The sequence below is a fragment of the Achromobacter sp. KK8 genome (assembly GCF_054188005.1).
Map to the genome: position 1 here is coordinate 762,241 of NZ_CM135178.1, position 18,889 is coordinate 781,129.

The following is an 18,889-nucleotide window of genomic DNA, read 5'->3' on the forward strand; positions in this document are numbered from 1 at the left end:
AAGAAAGGTTGAACGCCCCGGTCAGGCCTGCAGCACCTTGCCCGGGTTCATCAGGCCGTGCGGATCCAGCGCGCGCTTGATCCGCCGCATCAGGGCCAGTTCGACCGCGCTCTTGTAGCGCGGCAGTTCGTCGCGCTTGAGCTGGCCCACGCCGTGCTCGGCGCTGATGGAACCGGCGTGCGCGTGCACGCTGTCATGCACCACGCCGTAGATGTCGCTTTGCAGCGCCAGCAATTCGGTCTCGGTCTGGCCGGGCGCGTTGGCCACGTTGTAGTGCAGGTTGCCATCGCCCAGGTGGCCGAAGATCACGTGGCGCACGCCGGGAAAACGCGCCTGCAGCAGCGCATTGGTGTGGTGCACGAAGCCGGCGATGGCGGAAATCGGGATCGACACGTCGTGCTTGACCGACTTGCCCAGCTCGGCCTCGGCCAGCGGGATGCTTTCGCGCAGGTGCCACAGGGCCTTGCTCTGCGCGACGTTGGCGGCGATGGCCGCGTCGTTCACCAGGCCGGCCTCGATCGCCTCGCCCAGCACCGTCTCGAAGCGTTCGCGCGCATGCGTTTCGCTTTCGCTGTCCGACAGTTCCAGCAACGCGAACCAGGGCGAGGCGGCGGAGTCGCCTTCGAACGGCAGGCGCTGCTGCGGGAACAGCCGCACCACGGCCTGCAGGCAATGGCCGCTCATCAATTCGAAGCCGGTCAGCGCGGCGCCGAAGCCGGCGCGGGCGCGCGACAGCAGCTCGACCGCGTTGTCTATGCTGTCCAGCGTCAGCAACGCGGTGCAGGAGGCCACTGGCCGCGGGAAAAGCTTGAGCGTGGCGGCGGTGATGACGCCCAGCGTGCCCTCGCTGCCGATATAGAGGTCGCGCAGATCGTAGCCGGTGTTGTCCTTGCGCAGGCCGCGCAGGCCGTTCCAGATCTCGCCCTCGGCGGTGACCACCTCGAGCCCCAGGGCCAGGTCGCGCGTGTTGCCGTAGCGCAGCACCTGGGTGCCGCCGGCGTTGGTGGCGAGGTTGCCGCCGATGGTGCAGCTGCCTTCGGCGGCAAGGCTGAGAGGGAACAGCCGGCCGGCGTCGGCCGCGGCCTGTTGCACCGCCTGCAGGATGCAGCCCGCTTCCACCGTGATGGTGTCGTTGTCGGTATCGAGCGCGCGGACGCGGTTCAGGCGGGCGGTCGATAGCACCACCGCGCTGCCCGAGCCATCCGGCGTGGCGCCGCCACAGAGGCCGGTATTGCCGCCCTGCGGCACCACCGGCACGCCATGGCCCGCGCACAGCTTGATGGCATCGGCCACCTCCTGCGTCGAACCGGGACGGATCACCGCCAACGCCACGCCGCGATAGCGGCGGCGCCAGTCCAGCGCGAACGGCTCGGCATCGGCGCCGGTCAGCACATGGGACTCGCCCAGGAGGGATTGCAATTCGCTCAGCAAGGTCATAGGCGCCGCACGGTGGGGCGCGCCGGGCCGCGCCCGGGCGCTGTTCAAGGGAGGTGCGGACTATTGTAGAGGCAGCTCGGCCGCGCCGGATGCGCTAGCGTGCTGTCCAACAGCACACTAGCCCACGGCCTGGTCCAGGCGCGTGCCGGTCAGGCCGGTGCAGTAGGCGCGCGAGGCGATGCGGTTCATCAGGAACGCGCGATCGACGCCGGCCGGACCCGGCATTTCGGACAGGGCGCGATAGGCGCGCCGCAAGGCTTCGCCGCGGGTGGCGCCGCAGACCAGCAGGTGCGTGCAAGGCATATGGCGATCGGCGCAACCGTCGATGCGCACCTCCAGCGCGTGCGCCGCGACCGGTTCGAAGTCGGCCACCGCGGCGCCCGAACGCGGCCGCGATTCCGCAAGGATCACGCGGAACACCCCGGTGCGATCGTCCAGCGAAAAGGCCACCGTACCCATGCCCTGCCAGGCGCGATCCCGCGCCACGCTGGCCGCGATCGCGCGCAGGGCGCTCTCGACCGAGGCCGGCAGATGCGGAGCCGGACATTCGGCGATCAGCACGCGGGCATCGCGCCAGACACAGCGCTCCCAGGCCCGGCCGGTCGCCAGTTCGCCCTCGGGTGAGATGAATACGTGAATGTCGAGCCGGCGTTCCCGTCCGGCCGCCGGGCCGGCGAAGTCCGTGGGCGGCCTGCGCCTGGCGCCGCCCGATGACGTGACTGTGGATACTTTGGCTCTCATGGGCCCCTCCGGTCTTTCTGCTTGCCTGACTAGCGTATCACCTTCGGATGGCGAGCAAGTTCCATGCCAGCGGCATGCCCCCGCCGACGCCGGCTTCGGGGCCCATGCCGACGCACCGCCACGGCGCGCCGCCGCCAGCGCGGCGCACCAGGCTGGGGCGGGCGCGGAGCAAGCCCCTGGACGCCCTACGCCACTGGCGGGATGATGCATCCGGCGCCGATAGGGGATAATCCCATTTTGCGCCCCATTTTGGCCGGCTCGTCCGGCGCCGGGGCATGCCAGCGCAACCCGTCACCCAAGGAGCCGTCGTGGCCGACAACTCGCAATTCCCCGCCGCCGTCTTCAAGGCCTATGATATCCGCGGCACCGTCCCCGACCTGATCGACGCCCGCTTTGCGCGAGCCCTGGGCGCGGCGCTGGCCGCGACCGCGCGCGAACAGGGCGTGCAGACGCTGGTGGTGGGCCGTGATGGCCGTCTCAGCAGCGAAATGCTGTCGCAGGCGCTGCAGGAAGGCATGCTGGAAGGCGGCGTCGACACTGTCGATATCGGACAGGTTCCCACGCCCCTGGTGTATTTCGCCGCGCACACGCTGCACACCGGCTCCGGCGTCGCCATCACGGGCAGCCACAATCCGCCCAAGTACAACGGCTTCAAGATGATGATGGGCGGACGCGCGCTGTATGGCGAAGACGTGCAGGCCCTGGCGCGCCGCATGAACGGCGGCACCGACGCGCCCGCGCCGCGCCCCGGGGTGCGGCGCGAACTGGACCTGGTGGCGGCCTACATCACGCGGATCGCATCCGGGGTGAAACTGGCCCGGCCCATGAAGATCGCGGTCGACTGCGGCAACGGCGTGGCGGGTGCGATCGCGCCGCAATTGTTCCGCGCCCTGGGTTGCGAGGTCACGGAGCTGTTCTGCGAGGTCGATGGCACCTTCCCCAACCACCATCCCGATCCGGCCGAACCCAAGAACCTGCAGGACCTGATCCATTGCCTGGCCACCACCGACTGCGAACTGGGCCTGGCCTTCGACGGCGATGGCGACCGCCTCGGCGTGGTGACCAAATCCGGCCAGATCATCTGGCCCGACCGCCAGCTGGTGCTGTTCGCCCGCGATGTGCTCGAGCGCAACCCCGGCGCCACCATCATCTACGACGTCAAGTGCAGCCGCCACGTCGGCCTGTCGGTCGAAGCCGCGGGCGGCGAGCCGCTGATGTGGAAGACCGGCCACTCGCTGGTCAAGGCCAAGCTGGCCGAAACCGGCGCGCCGCTGGCCGGCGAGATGAGCGGCCACATCTTCTTCAAGGAGCGCTGGTACGGCTTTGACGACGGCCTGTACACCGGCGCCCGCCTGCTGGAAATCGTATCGCGCTTCAGCGATGCCGGCGCGCCCTTGGAGGCCCTGCCGCAGGACGTGTCCACGCCCGAATTGAAGCTTGAAATGGAGGAAGGCCAGCCCTTCACGCTGGTGCAGGCGCTGCAGGAGCAGGGCCAGTTTCCCGGCGCCACGCGCGTGGTCACCATCGACGGCGTGCGCGCCGAGTATCCCGACGGCTTCGGCCTGGCGCGGCCGTCCAACACGACGCCAGTCGTGGTGCTGCGCTTCGAAGCGCAGACCGCCGAGGCATTGGCCCGCATCCAGGGCGATTTCCGGCGGGAACTGGCTAAACTGGCGCCCGATGCCACCCTGCCCTTCTAGATCGCCGATGTCTTTGCCCAATAGTCCAGCCTGGCGGCGCTTCGCCGCCGCAGCCAAATCCGCCGACTTGCGCGGCGAGCAACTGCGCCTGATCAACGCCCCCGGGTTGCGCCTGGACCTGAGCGCCCAGGCGTATTCCCCCGCGCTGCAAGAGGCCGCGGCCGCCTTGCTGGCACAACAGGGATTCGATGCCGCGCGCGCGCGGCTGTTCGACGGCGGCGACGCCAACTGGACTGAACAACGCCCGGCCTGGCACACCGCCCTGCGCGCGCCGCAGCCGCCGGCCATGGTTGCCGCCGCCGTATTGGCCGAACGCGAGCGCGTGCGCCAATTCGTGCGCGATGCCGACGCCGCCAACCGCTACAGCTGCATCCTGCACCTGGGTATCGGCGGTAGCGACTGGGGGCCGCGCTTGATCACCCGCGCGCTGCGCTACGGCCGGGCGCGTCGCGACGTGCGCTTCGCCTCTAACGTCGACTCCCATTCGGTCGCCGACGCCATGAGCCGGCTGGATCCTCACGACACGCTGGTCATCGTCGCCTCCAAGTCCTTCACCACCACCGAACCGCTGGCCAATGCCGAAGTCGCCATGAACTGGCTGCGCGACGCCGGCGTGGCCGATCCGATCAAGCAAGTGGTGGCGATCACCGCCAACGTCGAGGCCGCGCTCAATCTGGGCATCTCGCCCGACCATATTTTCCAGATCTGGGACTGGGTCGGCGGCCGCTATTCGCTGTGGTCCGCCATCGGCCTGCCGGTGGCGCTGGCGCTGGGCAATGACACCTTCGACCAGTTGCTGGCCGGCGCCGCCGCCATGGACGAGCATTTCCGCCAGGCGCCGATGGCCGAGAACGCGCCGCTGCAACTGGCGTTGGCGGGCGTCGTCAACCGCAGTGTGCTGGGCTTCGACTCGCTGGTCATCTCGCCCTACGATTCACGGCTTTACCACATCGTGCCCTGGGCCCAGCAACTCGAAATGGAATCGCTCGGCAAGGTGGCGACTGCCGACGGCAGCCCGGTGGGCGTGCCGACAGGCCCTGCCGTCTGGGGCATGTCGGGCACCGATTGCCAACACACCTTTTTCCAATGGCTGCACCAGGACACCGCCGGCGCGCCGGTCGACTTCATCCTGTGCGAACAGCCCGACCACGCCTATGCGCGCCATCACGAACTGTTGATCGCCAATTGCCTGGCGCAGCGCGCGGCGCTGTTGCGCGGCAAGTCGTTCGACGAAGCGCTGGCCGAAACGTCACAGGTCGAATCCGATCCGGCCCGCGCGCGCCTGCTGGCGCAGCACAAAGTCCACCCGGGCGGGCGGCCGTCCTCGCTGATCGTGCTGCCGCGCCTGGAGGCCTACACACTGGGCGCGCTGCTGGCGTTGTACGAACACAAGGTCTTTACCCAGGGCGTTATCTGGGGCATCAATCCGTTCGACCAGTGGGGCGTGGAATTCGGCAAGGCCCTGGCCAAGAACATCATCCACGAATTGGACGCGCCCGCCCAGCAGGCCGCTCCCCAGGACCCTTCCACGCGTTTCTGGATCGACGCCATCGCGCGGCGCCACTGAATTCACGCCCCCATCGGGGCCGCTATGGACAGGACGCCATGACGGGCGAATAATGGCCCGTCGTCCTTCCCCGGAGCGCCCCATGCCTACGCCTGTTCGCAGCATCGCACGGATCCTGGCCGCCTGCGCGCTATGCGCGGCCTCCACCGCGCAGGCGCAACCCTCCTCCGGCATGGTCGCCGCCGCCAATCCGCTGGCGGCGGCCGCGGGACTCGACGCCCTCAAGCGTGGCGGCAGCGTGGTGGATGCCGCCATCGCCGTGCAGATGGTCCTGACCGTGGTCGAGCCGCAATCGTCCGGATTGGGCGGCGGCACGCTGATGCTGGTGTGGGACCAGGACGGTGGCACCTTGTCCGCCCTGGACGGGCTGGCCGCGGCGCCAGCGCGCACCACCGCCAGCCTGCGCACCGACGTCGACGGCGCCACCCTGCCGCTCAAGGACGTGGCGCGCCTGGGCCGCTCGGTCGGCGTACCCGGCACCGTTCGCGTCATGGCGCTGGCGCACCAGCGCCACGGAAAACTGCCGTGGGCCAGCCTGTTCCAGGCTGGCATCCGCAGCGCCGAAGACGGCTTTCCGATGTCACCCTACCTGCACGACAGCCTGCAGCGGCTGCCGCAGCTGGCCGAGAACCCCGGGATCCGCAATGTGTTCTATGACGCCCGCGGGCAGGTGCTGCCGGTCGGCGCAACGGTCCGCAATCCGCTGCTGGCGGACGCGCTGCGCAAGGTCGCCGCCGATCCGGATGCAATCAACCATGGTGTGCTCACCGCCGATGTCCTGGCCGCCATCGGCGCGGGCAAGTATCCCAGCCTGATCCAGGCCGCCGACCTGGCGGCCTACCGCCCGGTCGAACGCACGCCGATCTGCGGCCCCTTCCTGTCCTGGAAGGTCTGCACCTTTCCGCCCCCCAGCTTCGGCGGTGTATCGGTGCTGCAGCAACTGGGCATGCTGGCCGCCCACCGCATCGACACACAGGCTCCCGGCTCCGCCGCCGCCGACCACCTGTTGATCGATACCGCGCGCATCGCCCGCGCCGACCGCCTGGCCTATATCGGCGACCCGGCACAGGTCAAGGCGCCGGTGCGCCAGCTGATCGCGCCCGGCTACGTGCGCGAACGCGCCGCCCTGCTATCCGGCAAGGCGGTCACGGGCCCGCGCCCGGGGGCGTTCGCCGGCGTGCCGGCGCCGGCCGGCGCCGACGCGCCGGGCACCACCGAAACCAGCCAGGTCGCTATCGTCGACGCGCGCGGCAATGCGTTGTCGATGACCACCACCATCAACCTGAACTTCGGTTCATGGCTGATGCCGCACGGTTTCTTCCTGAACAACGCCCTGACCAATTTCTCGTCGGCCCACGGCAAGGGCGCGCCCAACGCCATGGCGCCGAACAAGCGGCCAGTGACGTCGATGGCACCCACCATGGTGTTCGATGGCGATCGCAGGCTGGCGCTGGTGACCGGATCGGCCGGCGGCGGCTATATCGTCGATTACATCGCCCAGGCCGTGGTCGGCATCCTGGCCTGGGGGCTGCGCCCCGCCGACGCGCTGGCGCTGCCGCACGTCGCCGGCAACAGCGGCCGCAGCCAGGTGGAAAAGGGCCGAGTGGCGACCGATACCATCGCGCGATTGGCCGCCCGCGGCCACAAGCTCGAGCAGGTCGACATGAAAAGCGGCGCCGCCGCGATACGCGTGACGCCGCAAGGCCTCGATGGCGCCGCCGATCCGCGCCGCGACGGCGCCGCCTTGGGCCATTGAGCCGGACTCAGGCGCTCAGCGTGTCATACAGGTCCACGTGGATACGGGCCACGCGCTCGATATTGAATTCGCGTTCGGCCAGCGCCCTGCCCGCCGCCCCCATGGCCTGGCGCTGCGTCGCATCGCCCGCCAACCGCGCGATGGCGTCGGCCAGCGCCTGCGGGTCGCGCACCGGCACCAGCAACCCGGTCTTGCCCGGGTCAATGGCATCGCGGCAGCCTGGCACGTCGGTCGTGACCACGGCCCGGCCGCAGGCAGCCGCTTCGATCAGCGATTTGGGCAACCCTTCGCGATAGGAAGGCAGCACCGCGATGTGCGAGTCCGCGTACAGTTGCGGCACGTCGGCGCGTTCGCCCAGCGCCTGGACGCATCCTTCGCGCTGCCAGGCATCGACCTCGGCCGGCGTGGCGGAAGCCGGATTGCCGGCATCCACGCCGCCCACCAGCCGCATCGTCACCGGCACGCCACGCTCGCGCAACAGGCGCGCGGCCTGCACGAATTCCTGCACGCCCTTGTCGCGCAACAAGCGCGCCACCATCGTCACCACCACCGGCGGCGCCGGCGGTTCGGGCAGCGCCCGGCACAAGTCCAGATCGACGCCGGCCCCGCGGATGAGCACCACCTGCTCATCGCGCACCGCGCCCAATGACTTGAGCAGATCGCGGTCAGCGCCATTCTGGAAGATCACCCGGCTATTGCGATGGCCCAGCGCCAGGCGGTACAACCGCGCCACCACGGCGCGCACCAGGCGCATCTTCAACGAGTTCGACAGGAACACGAAGCCCAGCCCGGAAATCGCGGCCACCATGCCCGGCACACGCGCCAGCCGCGCGGCGATGCCGCCATACAGCACCGGCTTGATGGTCACCAGGTGCACTACCTGTGGCCGCAAGCGCCGGAACAGTCGCAGCAGCGCCAGCAAAGTGCCCAGTTCCTGCAACGGATGCTTGCCGCTGCGCGTCATCGGAATGGCATGATGGGTCATGCCCAGCGCCTCGATGTCGGCGACCGCGGGGCCATCCATCGTCGCCACGTGCACGTCGTATCCAGCGCGCTGCGCGGCCAGCGCCACGGGTACCCGGTGCGACATGAAGAACGCCGGGTTGTTGACCACGAACAGCAAACGACGGGCCGCGCTCATGCCGGGTCTCCGGAAAGGCGGCGCCACACCGCGGTATAGCTTTGCACCATGCGTCCCAGGTCGAAGTTCTCCAGCACCCGGGCGCGGCCCGCCTCGCCGGCGCGGCCCTGGCCGCGCGACGCCACGTCGCGCAGCGCGGTCTCGATGCCGCGCGCCAATGCCTCGGGCTGTTCGGGGGGCACCACCACACCGGTGTCTCCGATGATATAGGCGGCGTCGCCCACGTCGGTCGCCACGCAATAGACGCCGCAAGCCATGGCCTCGGCCACGACGTTGGGAAATCCTTCGGCGCAGCTCGACAGCACGTGCAGGTCCAGGCCATTCATCACGGCGGGCACCTCATCGCTGGGGCCGGCCAGCACCAGGCGTTCCCGCAGGCCGAGCTTGTCGACCAGCGCCATCAGCTCCGGATTGTCGGCCGTCATGCCGCGCCCCACCAGCACGCAGCGCAGCCCCGCGTCGCGTCCATCGCGCACCAGCGCGGCCACGGCGCGCAACAGATTGCCGTGGTCCTTCAAGGGATCCCAGCGCGCCACGCAGCCGATCACCGGCACATCGCCGTCCAGGCCCCATTGGGCGCGCACCCGGGCGCGCGCGGCCGCGTCGGGCGCATAGCGCGACAAGTCGTAGCCGTTCGGAATCACCACCATGCGGTCGCGGCGGTAGCCCTTTGCGGCATGGCGCTCCGCCGCGTCCTGCGCCGCGCACACGATCGCGCCGGGCAGCACGCCCGACAACAGCGCGCAGGCGCGCAGCACCATGCGGGCGGAGCGGCTGCTGCGCTCGAGGTGGGCGCCGGAATTGCGAATGCCCCAGGCGACGGCGCGCACGCCCGCCAGGCGGGCCGCCAGGCCGCCGATCAGGTCGGCGTGATACATCCAGGTCTGCACCGCGCAAGGCCTGGCGCCGGCGATCAGGCGACGCAGGCCCATGAAGCCCCGCAGCGTGATGCGGCCGCGCGGCATGCCGAGCGTATGCACGGTGATGCCGGCGGCCCGCAGCCGCTCGCCATAGATGCCGTCGTCGGTCAGCGACACGACGATGTGCTCGACGTCCTGTCCGGGGAAGGTGGCCAGCCGCCACAGCACGGATTCGGCGCCGCCCTGGCCCAGGCCGGTGATCACGTGCACGACGCGCAATGCGGCGGCGCTCATCGCCCTTCCCTCACGGCCTCGAACAACTGGTCCCATTCGGCCAGCACGCTGGCCAGCGCATAGCGCTGGCGCACCGCGTCGGCGCCGCGCTCGCCCAGCTGCCGGCGCAATCCCGCGTCGCCCAGCAGGCGGCGCAGCGCCTCGCGCAAGGCATCGCGATTGCCGGCCGGCACCAGCAGGGCGTCCTGGCCATCGCGCGTCATCTCGCGCGGACCGCTGGGGCAGTCGAAGGCGGCGCAGGGCAGGCCCAGCGCCATCGCTTCCAGGAGCACATTGGGAAAACCTTCCACCAGCGAACTGAGCACGAAGGCCTGGCCCTGAGCCAGTTCTTCCCAGGGCGCTTCGGTGCGGCCCGGCAGGCTGACCCGCTCGCGCAGCCCCAGGCGCTCGACCTGGCGTTCCAGCGCGCCGCGCTCGGGGCCTTCGCCCCAGATGCGCAGGTTCCAATCCGGGAACTCGGGCGCCAGCTGCGCGAACACGTCGATCAACAGATCGAACTGCTTGTCCGTCACCAGCCGCCCCATCGCCAGCAAGGTGCGCGGCCCGGCGTCTTCACGCTGGACGACCCGCGGCGCGTCCAGCAACGGCGCGGGCAGCGGATTGGGAATTACCGCCAGGCGCTTGATGCCCGGCACCTGCCGCGAGAACGGACCGGCCGTATCGGCCGCCTGCACCGTCACCATGTCGGCGCGTGGATACAGCAGGCGGCGCAGCCTGCGCCAGACCGTGCCGGTGGTGGTCTCGGCCACCGGGTTGGTGCGCTCGCAGACGATCAAAGGGGCGCGCAGGCCGCGGGTGGCCAGAATGGCGGCCACGTTGACGTTGGTCAGGAACGACACCACCACGTCGGGCGCGGTATCGCGGATATGCCTGCGCAGGGCCAGCAGGCGCTTGAACGCGGCCATCGGCCCCGACACGCGCGTGCCCGCCAGGTCCGCCAGCCAGTCCAATTTGACCTTGTCCGACAGCGGGTAGAAGCAGGTGCCCTTGGACGAATAGGTCGGCGTCAGGGTGACGTCGTCGCCGCGTTCGGCCCACGCGTTGACCAGCGTGGCGGCCACGCGCTCGGCGCCCCCGGCATGCATGGAACTGACCAGCATCAGTATCTTCATTCGTCAGCGACTCCCAACCGTTCCTCCCTGTTCAGCGCCCGCGCGATAGCGGTCCAGCCAGGCCTGCATCATCAGCACCCCCCACAGGTGGCTGTCCCAATTGCGATGTCCGGACACGTGCTCGCGCCACTTGCGCAGGATGGGCTCGGGCTCGAACCAGCCTTCCTGGCGCAGGCGCGCCGGGTCCAGCAGCGCTTCGGCCCAGTCGCGCAGCGGTCCGCGCAGCCAGGCCGCCAGCGGCACCGCAAAGCCGCGCTTGGGCCGGTCCACCAGCGCCTGCGGCACATGGCGGTACAGCACCTGCCGCAACAGCCACTTGCCGGTGGAGCCGCGCACCTTGTAGTGGTGCGGCAGGCTCCAGGCGAATTCATAGACGCGGTGATCGATCAACGGCACGCGGGTTTCCAGGCTCACCGCCATGGCGGCGCGATCGACCTTGACCAGGATGTCGTCCGGCAGGTAGGTCACGGTATCGAGCTTCATCATGGACTCGAAGGTGGACCCGCGCATCGCCCGCGCGAATTCGGACACCGGCTCCACGCCGCCCTTGACCACCCGGGCCGGATCCGACCAGTACGACACGAACAGGCGGTAGAAATCGCCGCGCGAGTCGGCGCGCAGCAGCTCGCCCAGCTTGCCGACCTTGCCGCGCCAGGCGCCACGTCCCGGCAGATGGGTCGAGGCGCTGAGCAGCGCGCCGGCCGGCGTGCGCAGCAGCGACGGAATACGTTCGCACTTCTGCCACCAGTTGTTGACGCGGAAATAGCGCGAATAGCCGCCGAAGAGCTCATCGCCGCCGTCGCCGGACAAGGCCACCGTGACATGCTGGCGCGCCATGCGCGTCACCAGCGAGGTCGGGATCTGCGACGAATCGGCGAACGGCTCGTCGTACATGTCGGCCAGGCCGGGCACGACCGCCAGCGCATCTTCCGCGGTGACGTAAAGCTCGGTATGGTCGGTGCCCAGGTGCGTCGCAACCGCCTTGGCGTGCTGCGCCTCGTCGTAGCCCTTTTCATGGAAGCCGATGGCGAAGGTGCGCACCGGTTGCGAACTCTGGGCCTGCATCAGCGAGACGATGGTGGACGAATCGATGCCGCCCGACAGGAAGGCGCCCAGGGCCACGTCCGACAGCATCTGGCCGCCCACGGCCTTGGACAGCACGCCTTCCAGCGCATCGGTCGCCTGCGCGTCCGAGTCGAACGACAGCAACGATTGCGCCGCGGTATCGGCCGCTTCCCGCGCCGACCAGTACACGCGGGGCTCGGGCATGCGGCGGCTGCGGGTGTCATCGGCGGTGAACTCGATCCAGGTGCCCGGGGGCAGCTTGGCGATGCCTTCGTAGATGGATTGCGGCGCCGGAATGTAGTTGTGCCGCATGAACGACGCCAACGCGTTGCGGTTCAGGTTGCGACCGAATCCGGGAATCGGCGTCAGCCCCTTGAGTTCCGATGCGAACACCAGCTCGGCGCCGGAATAACCGTAGTACAGCGGTTTTTCGCCCATGCGGTCGCGCGCCAGCACCAATTTGCGCGAGGCGCGGTCCCACAGGGCGATGGCGAACATGCCGACCGCCGCTTGCAGCGTGGCTTCGATGCCCAGCGCGGTGAAGCCGGCCAGCAGCGTCTCGGTATCGGAATGGCCGCGCCAGGACGGCGCCAGGCCCGATGCCTCGAGCTGCTGGCGCATGTCCATGTGGTTGTAGATCTCGCCGTTGAACACCATGACGTAGCGGCCGCAGGCCGACACCATCGGCTGGTGGCCGGCCTCGGTCAGGTCCTGGATCGCCAGGCGCACGTGCGCCAGCGCCAGTTCGGCGCCGGTGTCTTCCCAGAAGCCATTGCTGTCCGGCCCGCGGTGGCGGATGCGGCGGCAGCTTTCCGCCAGCACTTGCGCCTTATCGCCCAGGGGGCCCCAAATTCCGACAATTCCACACATGATTTCAGGTTCTCGTGGTCACCGCAGCAACGGTGTGGCGCGCGGCCTAGCGGCCCGATACGCGCACACCGTCAAAAAGTTCTTCCCATAGGCCCAGCACCCGCTCGGCGGAAAAGCGCTCGCGCACCGCCGTGGCCGCCTCGGCCATGCGCAGGCGGGCGGCCTCGTCGCCCATCACCGCGCCCAACTCGCGGCACAGCGCGTCGACATCGCCGTTGGGCCGCACCAGCACGCCGTCCACCCCTTCGCGCACGATTTCGCGCGGCCCGGTATCGCAATCGAATGCCACCGCGGCCAGCCCGCTGGCCATCGATTCCAGCAGCGTATTGGACAGCCCCTCGAAGCGCGACGTCAGCACGTACAGGTCGGCGCTCTGGTACCAATCGCCCACGTTGCCCGCGCGCCCCGGCAGGCTGACCCGGTCCTGCAGGCCGGCCTCTCGCACCTGCGCTTGCAGCGCGCGGCGTTCGCCGCCCTCGCCCAGGATAACCAGATCCCAGTCCGGATGCGACGGGGCCAGCCGGGCATATGCCTGCAGCAGCAGGTCGAAGCCCTTGTCCGCGTGCAGCCGCCCCACCGCCAGCAGGCGCCGGCGGCCATCGTTCGAAGCCGGCGCCAGCACGGGTTCGCCCTTGGGCAACGGCCAATGCACCGGGTTGGGGATCACCGCCAGCCGCGATCCCGGCACATGCTGTTCGATCCATTGCGCGGTGCCGCGGGTCAGGGCCACCACGCGCGCGGCGCGGGGATAGGTCAGGCGGCGCAGGCGCTGCCAGAAGCCCGACAAAGTCTGCGACGGCGGATGGGTATGTTCCGTGGCGATGACGCGGCACGCCAGGCCGGTGGACGCCAGCACCGACAGCACGGACGCCGTGGTCATCATGCCCAGCACGATATCGGGCCGGAACGCCTTGATCACGCGCCGCAGCGCGCGCACCCGCTGCACATTGCTCCAGATGCCGCGCAGCCCGCCGCCCTCGCCCGCGGTATGCAGCACCTCGCGCCGCACCTTGGGGTGCAGCGTGTAGACATCGCCGTCGGCGCTCGCCTGCGTCACCACCATGACCTCGCGCCCCATGCCGGCCCAATGCGCGCTCAGGTCGGCGGCGACCCGTTCGGCGCCGCCGCCGTGCAGCGAATGGATGAACAGCAGCACGCGCAACGGGCGGCCGGAGTCGGAAGCGGCGGGCATTCAGTCGGCCTCTTTGGGTTCGGCGCGGCGCAGGGCCACCACCAGGTAGCAGGCATAGGACAGCACGTACATCAGGCTGGTGGCCAGCATGATGCCGGCGGCGCCCATCCGGGGCGCCAGGACGGTGTTGAGCGCCGCCTTCAGCGCAAAATTCCCGACCGCGATGGCGGCCATGATGCGATAGCGGTTCTGGCTGGCCAGCAGCTGCACCAGGATCAGCACGCCGAAATAGAACGGCAACTGCAACAGGCCCCAGCGCAGCACGTGCGCCACGGCCTCGGTGTTCTCGGCGGTGAAGGCGCCACGCTGGAACAACACCGATACGCCCCACGGCGCCAGCACCCAGCCCACCGCCACCGCGGCGGCACCCGCGGCCACCATCAGCACCGACCATTTCAGCGCCATGCCGCGCGCGCGCGCCGTGTCGCCGCGTGCCTGCACGTCGGCCAGCACCGGCAGCGCCGCGCGGCCTACCGACACCGCGCCGATGCCCAGCAACAGCGACAGCAGCCGGCTGGCGTAGCCCAGCGTGGCGTTGGCATTGGCGCCCAGGTTGGCGGCGGCGTATTGGTCCAGCGGGCCGACGAAGCTCATGGCCACCTGGCCGATCAGCATCACGCCGGCGGCGCTCATCAGTTCGGGCCAGTGCGGCGATTGCAGGGTCAGCCTGGGCGCGCCCCAGAAACCGCCGTCGGCGCGCGCCGCCAGCCAGGCCAGCCAAACGGTCTGGATCGCGTAGCCGACCAGCGTGCCCCACAGCAGCGGCCCGACGCTCTCGGCGCTGGCCGCCAGCATCACCCATGCCAGGGTCGCCACGGCCGGCACGCTGTCCAGCAAGGTATTGACGTGACGCTCGTGCGAGCGCAGCCGCGCGGCGCTGATGCCGGCGACGAGCAGCAACGCCGCCACCGGCGCGAAGGCCAGCAGCAGCTCGCCGGTCATCTCGCCGACGCGCGCCGACAGGCCTTGCCCCAGCGCGCCAAGCACGTGGGGCCAGGCGAACCAGGTCAGCGCGGCCAGCGCAACACCCCCCGCCGCCACCCAGCCCTGCAACTCACGGATGAACTGCTCGCGTTCGGCGTCCTCGGCGCGGCGCAGCCGCACCAGCACCGGAATTAGCACCACCGACAGCACGCCCACGATGGTGACCGGCAGCCAGGTGGCCATGGTCATCGTGAACTGGTAGGCGTCGACGGCGTCGCTGACGCCGTAGCGGTACGCCACCGCCATCTCCTTGATGGCGCCGGCGGCCTTGCCCAGCAGCAGGAACACCGCCACCCGGAACGCGCCTTTGAAGATGCGCTGGTGGTCCGGGTGGATGCTGCCGAGTTTGCGGATAAGTGCTTTCAAATCAACGCAGGAATTGCGTGTACCAGGGCATCGCCACTTCCAGGCCCTGCAGCACCGTGTGCGTGGGCTGGTAGCCCAGCAGGCGGCCGGCCTTGCTGACGTCCGCCTGCGAATGGCGCACGTCGCCGGCGCGGAAGTCGGCGTAGACCGGCTTCTTGGCATAAGCCACGCCCTGGTTGCCCAGCGCCTTCACGAGGAATTCGAACAGCTGGTTCAGGGTGCTGCGGCCGCTGACCGCCACGTTGTACACCTGGTTGCGGCCCTCGGCCGGCGCCATGGCGGCCAGGATGTTGGCCTGCACCGCGTTGTCGACGAAGCAGAAATCGCGGCTGGTCTCGCCATCGCCGTTGATGGTGACGTCCTGACCCTTGATCATCGCCGCGGTCCACTTCGGGATCACCGCCGCATAGGCGCCGTCCGGATCCTGGCGCTTGCCGAAGACGTTGAAATAGCGCAGGCCGACGGTCTCGAAGCCATAGGAGCGCGCGAACACGCTGGCGTACAGCTCGTTGACGTACTTGGTGACGGCATAGGGCGACAGCGGATTGCCGATGTTCTCCTCGACCTTGGGCAAGGCCGGGTGGTCACCGTAGGTCGAGCTGGAAGCCGCGTAGACGAACGACTTGACCTCGGCGTCGCGCGCGGCGACCAGCATGTTCAGGAAGCCGCCGATATTCACCTCATTGGTGGTGATCGGGTCTTTCAGCGAACGCGGCACCGAGCCCAACGCCGCTTGGTGCAGGACGAAGTCCACGCCCTGCGTGGCACGGCGGCAGGCTTCCAGATCGCGGATATCGCCCTCGATGAAAGAGAAACGCGCCCATTGCTCGGCCGTGACCGAGCCGCGAACTTCGTCCAGGTTGCGTTGGTGGCCAGTGGCGAAATTGTCCAGGCCAGTGACGGTCTGGTCCAGTTTCAGCAGGGTCTCCACCAGGTTGGAACCAATGAAGCCGGCGCAGCCGGTAACCAGCCACTTGCGCGGCGCGGCGGCCAATTCCCGCGAGACAGTCTCGAAACGTGTGGTCATGCGACGTCCTCCTTTACAGGCGCAGATCGGATTCGGCGGGCGACAACACGTACTTCAGGTCATAAAGAATGTGTTCCGGCTTGCCCAGCTTGCGGATGCCCTCGGCGCCCATGTCCTTGAACTGATGGTGGGCCACGGCCAGGATCACGGCGTCGTACTTGCCCTGTTCGAGCTTGGCGACCGGCGTGATGCCGTATTCATGCACCGCCTCTTCGGTTTCCACCCACGGATCGTACACGTCCACATCGACGTTGTAGTCGCCCAATTCCTTGACGATGTCGACGATGCGGGTGTTGCGCAGGTCGGGGCAGTTTTCCTTGAACGCCAGGCCCATCACTAGCACGCGCGCGCCCTGCACGTGGATGCGGCGCTTGGTCATGGCCTTGACCAGCTGCGACACCACGTAGCCGCCCATCGAATCGTTCAGGCGGCGGCCCGCCAGGATGATCTCGGGGTGGTAGCCGATCGACTGCGCCTTGTGCGTCAGGTAGTACGGATCGACGCCGATGCAGTGCCCGCCCACCAGGCCCGGGCGGAACGGCAGGAAGTTCCACTTGGTGCCGGCGGCCTGCAGCACCGCTTCGGTGTCGATGCCCATCTTGTTGAAGATCAGCGCCAGTTCGTTGATCAGGGCGATGTTGACGTCGCGCTGGGTGTTCTCGATCACCTTGGCCGCTTCGGCCACGCGGATGCTGGAGGCCTTGTGAGTGCCGGCGGTGATGATCTGCTTGTAGAGCTGGTCGACCAGTTCGGCCACTTCCGGCGTCGAACCCGAGGTGACCTTCCTGATGGTGCTGACGCGGTGTTCCTTGTCGCCCGGGTTGATGCGCTCGGGGCTGTAGCCGGCATAGAAGTCAACGTTGAACTTCAGGCCCGACACGCGCTCCAGCACGGGCACGCAGTCTTCCTCGGTGGCGCCGGGGTAGACGGTCGATTCGTAGATGACGATGTCGCCGCGCTTGAGCACCGCGCCGATCGTCTCGCTGGCCTTGACCAGCGGCGTCAGGTCGGGCTGCTTGTATTCATCGATCGGCGTCGGCACGGTGACGATGAAGACGTTGGCCTGGCCCAGCTCGGCGCGGTCGGCGGTATAGGTCAGTTGCTTGGCTTCGGCCAGTTCGGCGTCGCTGACTTCCAGCGTGTGATCGTGTCCGGCCTTCAGCGCCTCGATGCGGCGCGTGTTGATGTCGAAGCCAATGACCGAGCGCTTCTTGCCGAATTCCACCGCCAGCGGCAGGCCGACATAGCCCAGGCCGACGACTGCGAGTTTCACATCCTGAATACGCAACATAACTCTCCCTTCACCGTAAGACGATTACGGCATTCAAAAATGGTCGGGGTGATGGATAACCGAGCCCCCGGCGGCGATCACCGGGGCGCCCAAAACCTAGTCTGCCCGCAGCACGGATGGCAGCAACAGCCATCCCGGACGGCGCCAGGAGACCAGCCGCGCATACAGCCAGATGTAGACGCTGGCGAACACCACCAGGCTGGCGCTGAGCACCCAGGCGTTGTCCCACCAGATGGTGGCCGGCACCAGGCCGATCAGGGCCAGCACCCACATGTAGGGCGACGCCAGGGCGTTGCACAACGCCGGCACCGCGTGGCGACGGCCGCGGCTGAAGGTGACGCGCACCAGGCGGCGAAAGACCAGTTGGTGCAGGTGCAGGGCGTCCGGCTGGTCCACCGGCACGCCGCGCTTGAAGCGACGGCGCCAGATGGAAAAGCCGGTTTCGAATACGGGGTAGAACAACACCGCCAACGCGTAGAACGGCGACACCGACGGATTGCGCACGACCAGCAGCACGGCCAGTTCAGCCAGCATGAAACCGAGGAAATACGCGCCCCCGTCGCCCAGGAAAACGCGCCCGAACGGGAAATTCCACACCAGGAAGCCGAGCGTCGCCGACGCCAGCGCCGCCGCGACCATGAAGATCGGCACATCGCCCACTTGCAGCGCCACCAGGCTGATGGACACCGCCATCAGCGTGGCGATCATGCCGGCCAGGCCGTTCATGCCGTCGACGATGTTCAGGGCATGGGTACAGCCACCCACGGCGAACATGGTGAAAATCAGGGAAACGGGCCAATACGACAGGACGTAGTCCACGGGCGCCATGCCGACCCGGCTGACGCCGCCCAGCAGCCACCAGGCGATCGCGGCCGACGCGAAGGCGGCCAGCAGGCGCTTGCTCGCGCCGATATCCTTGGTGATGTCTTCGAGCAGGCCCGCCACGAATACGGGCAACGCCGACACGAACAAGGCCGGCCACAGCCAGGTCAGGGTCATGTTGTCGGGGCCGAGCACCAGCAGGCCCATGAGCGTGCCCGCCAGCACGGCCAGTCCGCCCACGCGGGGCGTGGCGCGAGAGTGATTCGCTTGCGGTTTGTTCAGATCGCTGTCGCCGGTGAAGGCGCCATGCCAGCGCTCCGACGCCACGATGAGTCCCCCCACCATGAACGCGACCACGCAAATGTACAGCCAGGTCACTGGGTCACCTCGGGTTGGTCTATCGAGACAGGCCCGCCATTATCAATGGCAGGTGTAACGCCCATATATGGGAGGGATAAGGAAGTGCAATTCACCGGGACAGAACGTAACGTCCGCGCTCCGGATCCGTGCACAAGCCAAACCCCGTTATGACGGGGCCGGGCAGCAACGCGACCGCAGACGCGCGGAAAGACCGAATTCATGAATCGATTGTAGAGCTTTCCGCCCCGACACACGCGAAATATCCAAGGGAAAACACGGAGACGATGGTGGAGCGATTTCCGGG

The 18,889-nt window shown here is 68.6% G+C and carries 14 protein-coding genes; 3 read left to right on the plus strand and 11 right to left on the minus strand.

Going from position 1 to position 18,889, the window contains the following annotated elements; translation table 11 throughout:
- Window positions 1–21: 21 nt before the first annotated feature.
- Both ACVN9Z_RS03565 and ACVN9Z_RS03570 read right to left on the minus strand, forming a co-directional pair.
- Entirely contained in the window at window positions 22–1,437 is a 1,416-nt protein-coding gene (locus ACVN9Z_RS03565; protein WP_006385902.1) for an FAD-binding oxidoreductase, read from the minus strand.
- Window positions 1,438–1,554: 117 nt separating this feature from the next.
- On the minus strand, window positions 1,555–2,178 hold the full coding sequence (locus tag ACVN9Z_RS03570; protein WP_006385901.1) for a BPTD_3102 family carboxylase-like protein: 624 nt from the start codon (window positions 2,176–2,178) through the stop codon (window positions 1,555–1,557).
- Window positions 2,179–2,453: 275 nt separating this feature from the next.
- On the opposite strand from ACVN9Z_RS03570, the gene ACVN9Z_RS03575 reads away from it, so the two are divergent.
- The 3 genes from ACVN9Z_RS03575 to ACVN9Z_RS03585 all read left to right on the plus strand — a co-directional run bounded on the left by ACVN9Z_RS03575 (window position 2,454) and on the right by ACVN9Z_RS03585 (window position 7,201).
- Window positions 2,454–3,878 carry a phosphomannomutase/phosphoglucomutase gene (locus ACVN9Z_RS03575; RefSeq protein ID WP_458213131.1) on the plus strand — a complete coding sequence of 475 codons (1,425 nt, stop codon included), beginning with the start codon at window positions 2,454–2,456 and terminating at the stop codon, window positions 3,876–3,878.
- Between the two features lie 7 nt (window positions 3,879–3,885).
- Window positions 3,886–5,445 (plus strand): glucose-6-phosphate isomerase, encoded by a 1,560-nt coding sequence (gene pgi / locus ACVN9Z_RS03580; RefSeq protein ID WP_320564429.1) that lies wholly within the window; start codon window positions 3,886–3,888, stop codon window positions 5,443–5,445.
- Between the two features lie 82 nt (window positions 5,446–5,527).
- On the plus strand, window positions 5,528–7,201 hold the full coding sequence (locus ACVN9Z_RS03585; RefSeq protein WP_458213132.1) for a gamma-glutamyltransferase family protein: 1,674 nt from the start codon (window positions 5,528–5,530) through the stop codon (window positions 7,199–7,201).
- A 7-nt stretch (window positions 7,202–7,208) separates the two neighbouring features.
- Here the strand turns inward: ACVN9Z_RS03585 and ACVN9Z_RS03590 are convergent, their stop codons facing one another.
- The 9 genes from ACVN9Z_RS03590 to ACVN9Z_RS03630 all read right to left on the minus strand — a co-directional run bounded on the left by ACVN9Z_RS03590 (window position 7,209) and on the right by ACVN9Z_RS03630 (window position 18,603).
- Window positions 7,209–8,342, minus strand: a complete 1,134-nt coding sequence (locus ACVN9Z_RS03590; protein ID WP_458213133.1) for a glycosyltransferase family 4 protein — start codon at window positions 8,340–8,342, stop codon at window positions 7,209–7,211.
- Window positions 8,339–9,496 carry a glycosyltransferase family 4 protein gene (locus ACVN9Z_RS03595; protein ID WP_316312156.1) on the minus strand — a complete coding sequence of 386 codons (1,158 nt, stop codon included), beginning with the start codon at window positions 9,494–9,496 and terminating at the stop codon, window positions 8,339–8,341. Before ACVN9Z_RS03595 ends, ACVN9Z_RS03590 begins: the two co-directional genes overlap by 4 nt.
- Window positions 9,493–10,608 (minus strand): glycosyltransferase family 4 protein, encoded by a 1,116-nt coding sequence (locus tag ACVN9Z_RS03600; RefSeq protein ID WP_006385895.1) that lies wholly within the window; start codon window positions 10,606–10,608, stop codon window positions 9,493–9,495. Before ACVN9Z_RS03600 ends, ACVN9Z_RS03595 begins: the two co-directional genes overlap by 4 nt.
- 3 nt (window positions 10,609–10,611) lie before the next feature.
- Window positions 10,612–12,543 (minus strand): asparagine synthase (glutamine-hydrolyzing), encoded by a 1,932-nt coding sequence (gene asnB / locus ACVN9Z_RS03605; protein ID WP_020926301.1) that lies wholly within the window; start codon window positions 12,541–12,543, stop codon window positions 10,612–10,614.
- 46 nt (window positions 12,544–12,589) lie between these two features.
- On the minus strand, window positions 12,590–13,735 hold the full coding sequence (locus ACVN9Z_RS03610; protein ID WP_006385893.1) for a glycosyltransferase family 4 protein: 1,146 nt from the start codon (window positions 13,733–13,735) through the stop codon (window positions 12,590–12,592).
- Window positions 13,736–15,085 carry a murein biosynthesis integral membrane protein MurJ gene (gene murJ, locus ACVN9Z_RS03615; protein WP_024070424.1) on the minus strand — a complete coding sequence of 450 codons (1,350 nt, stop codon included), beginning with the start codon at window positions 15,083–15,085 and terminating at the stop codon, window positions 13,736–13,738.
- Between the two features lies 1 nt (window position 15,086).
- Window positions 15,087–16,112 carry an SDR family oxidoreductase gene (locus ACVN9Z_RS03620; RefSeq protein WP_020926299.1) on the minus strand — a complete coding sequence of 342 codons (1,026 nt, stop codon included), beginning with the start codon at window positions 16,110–16,112 and terminating at the stop codon, window positions 15,087–15,089.
- A gap of 13 nt (window positions 16,113–16,125) precedes the next feature.
- Complete coding sequence (gene tviB, locus ACVN9Z_RS03625; RefSeq protein WP_020926298.1) at window positions 16,126–17,403, minus strand: Vi polysaccharide biosynthesis UDP-N-acetylglucosamine C-6 dehydrogenase TviB; 1,278 nt, start codon at window positions 17,401–17,403, stop codon at window positions 16,126–16,128.
- 96 nt (window positions 17,404–17,499) lie between these two features.
- Window positions 17,500–18,603: an MraY family glycosyltransferase gene (locus ACVN9Z_RS03630; RefSeq protein WP_006385888.1), complete on the minus strand. Its 1,104-nt coding sequence runs from the start codon at window positions 18,601–18,603 to the stop codon at window positions 17,500–17,502.
- Window positions 18,604–18,889: the final 286 nt, after the last annotated feature.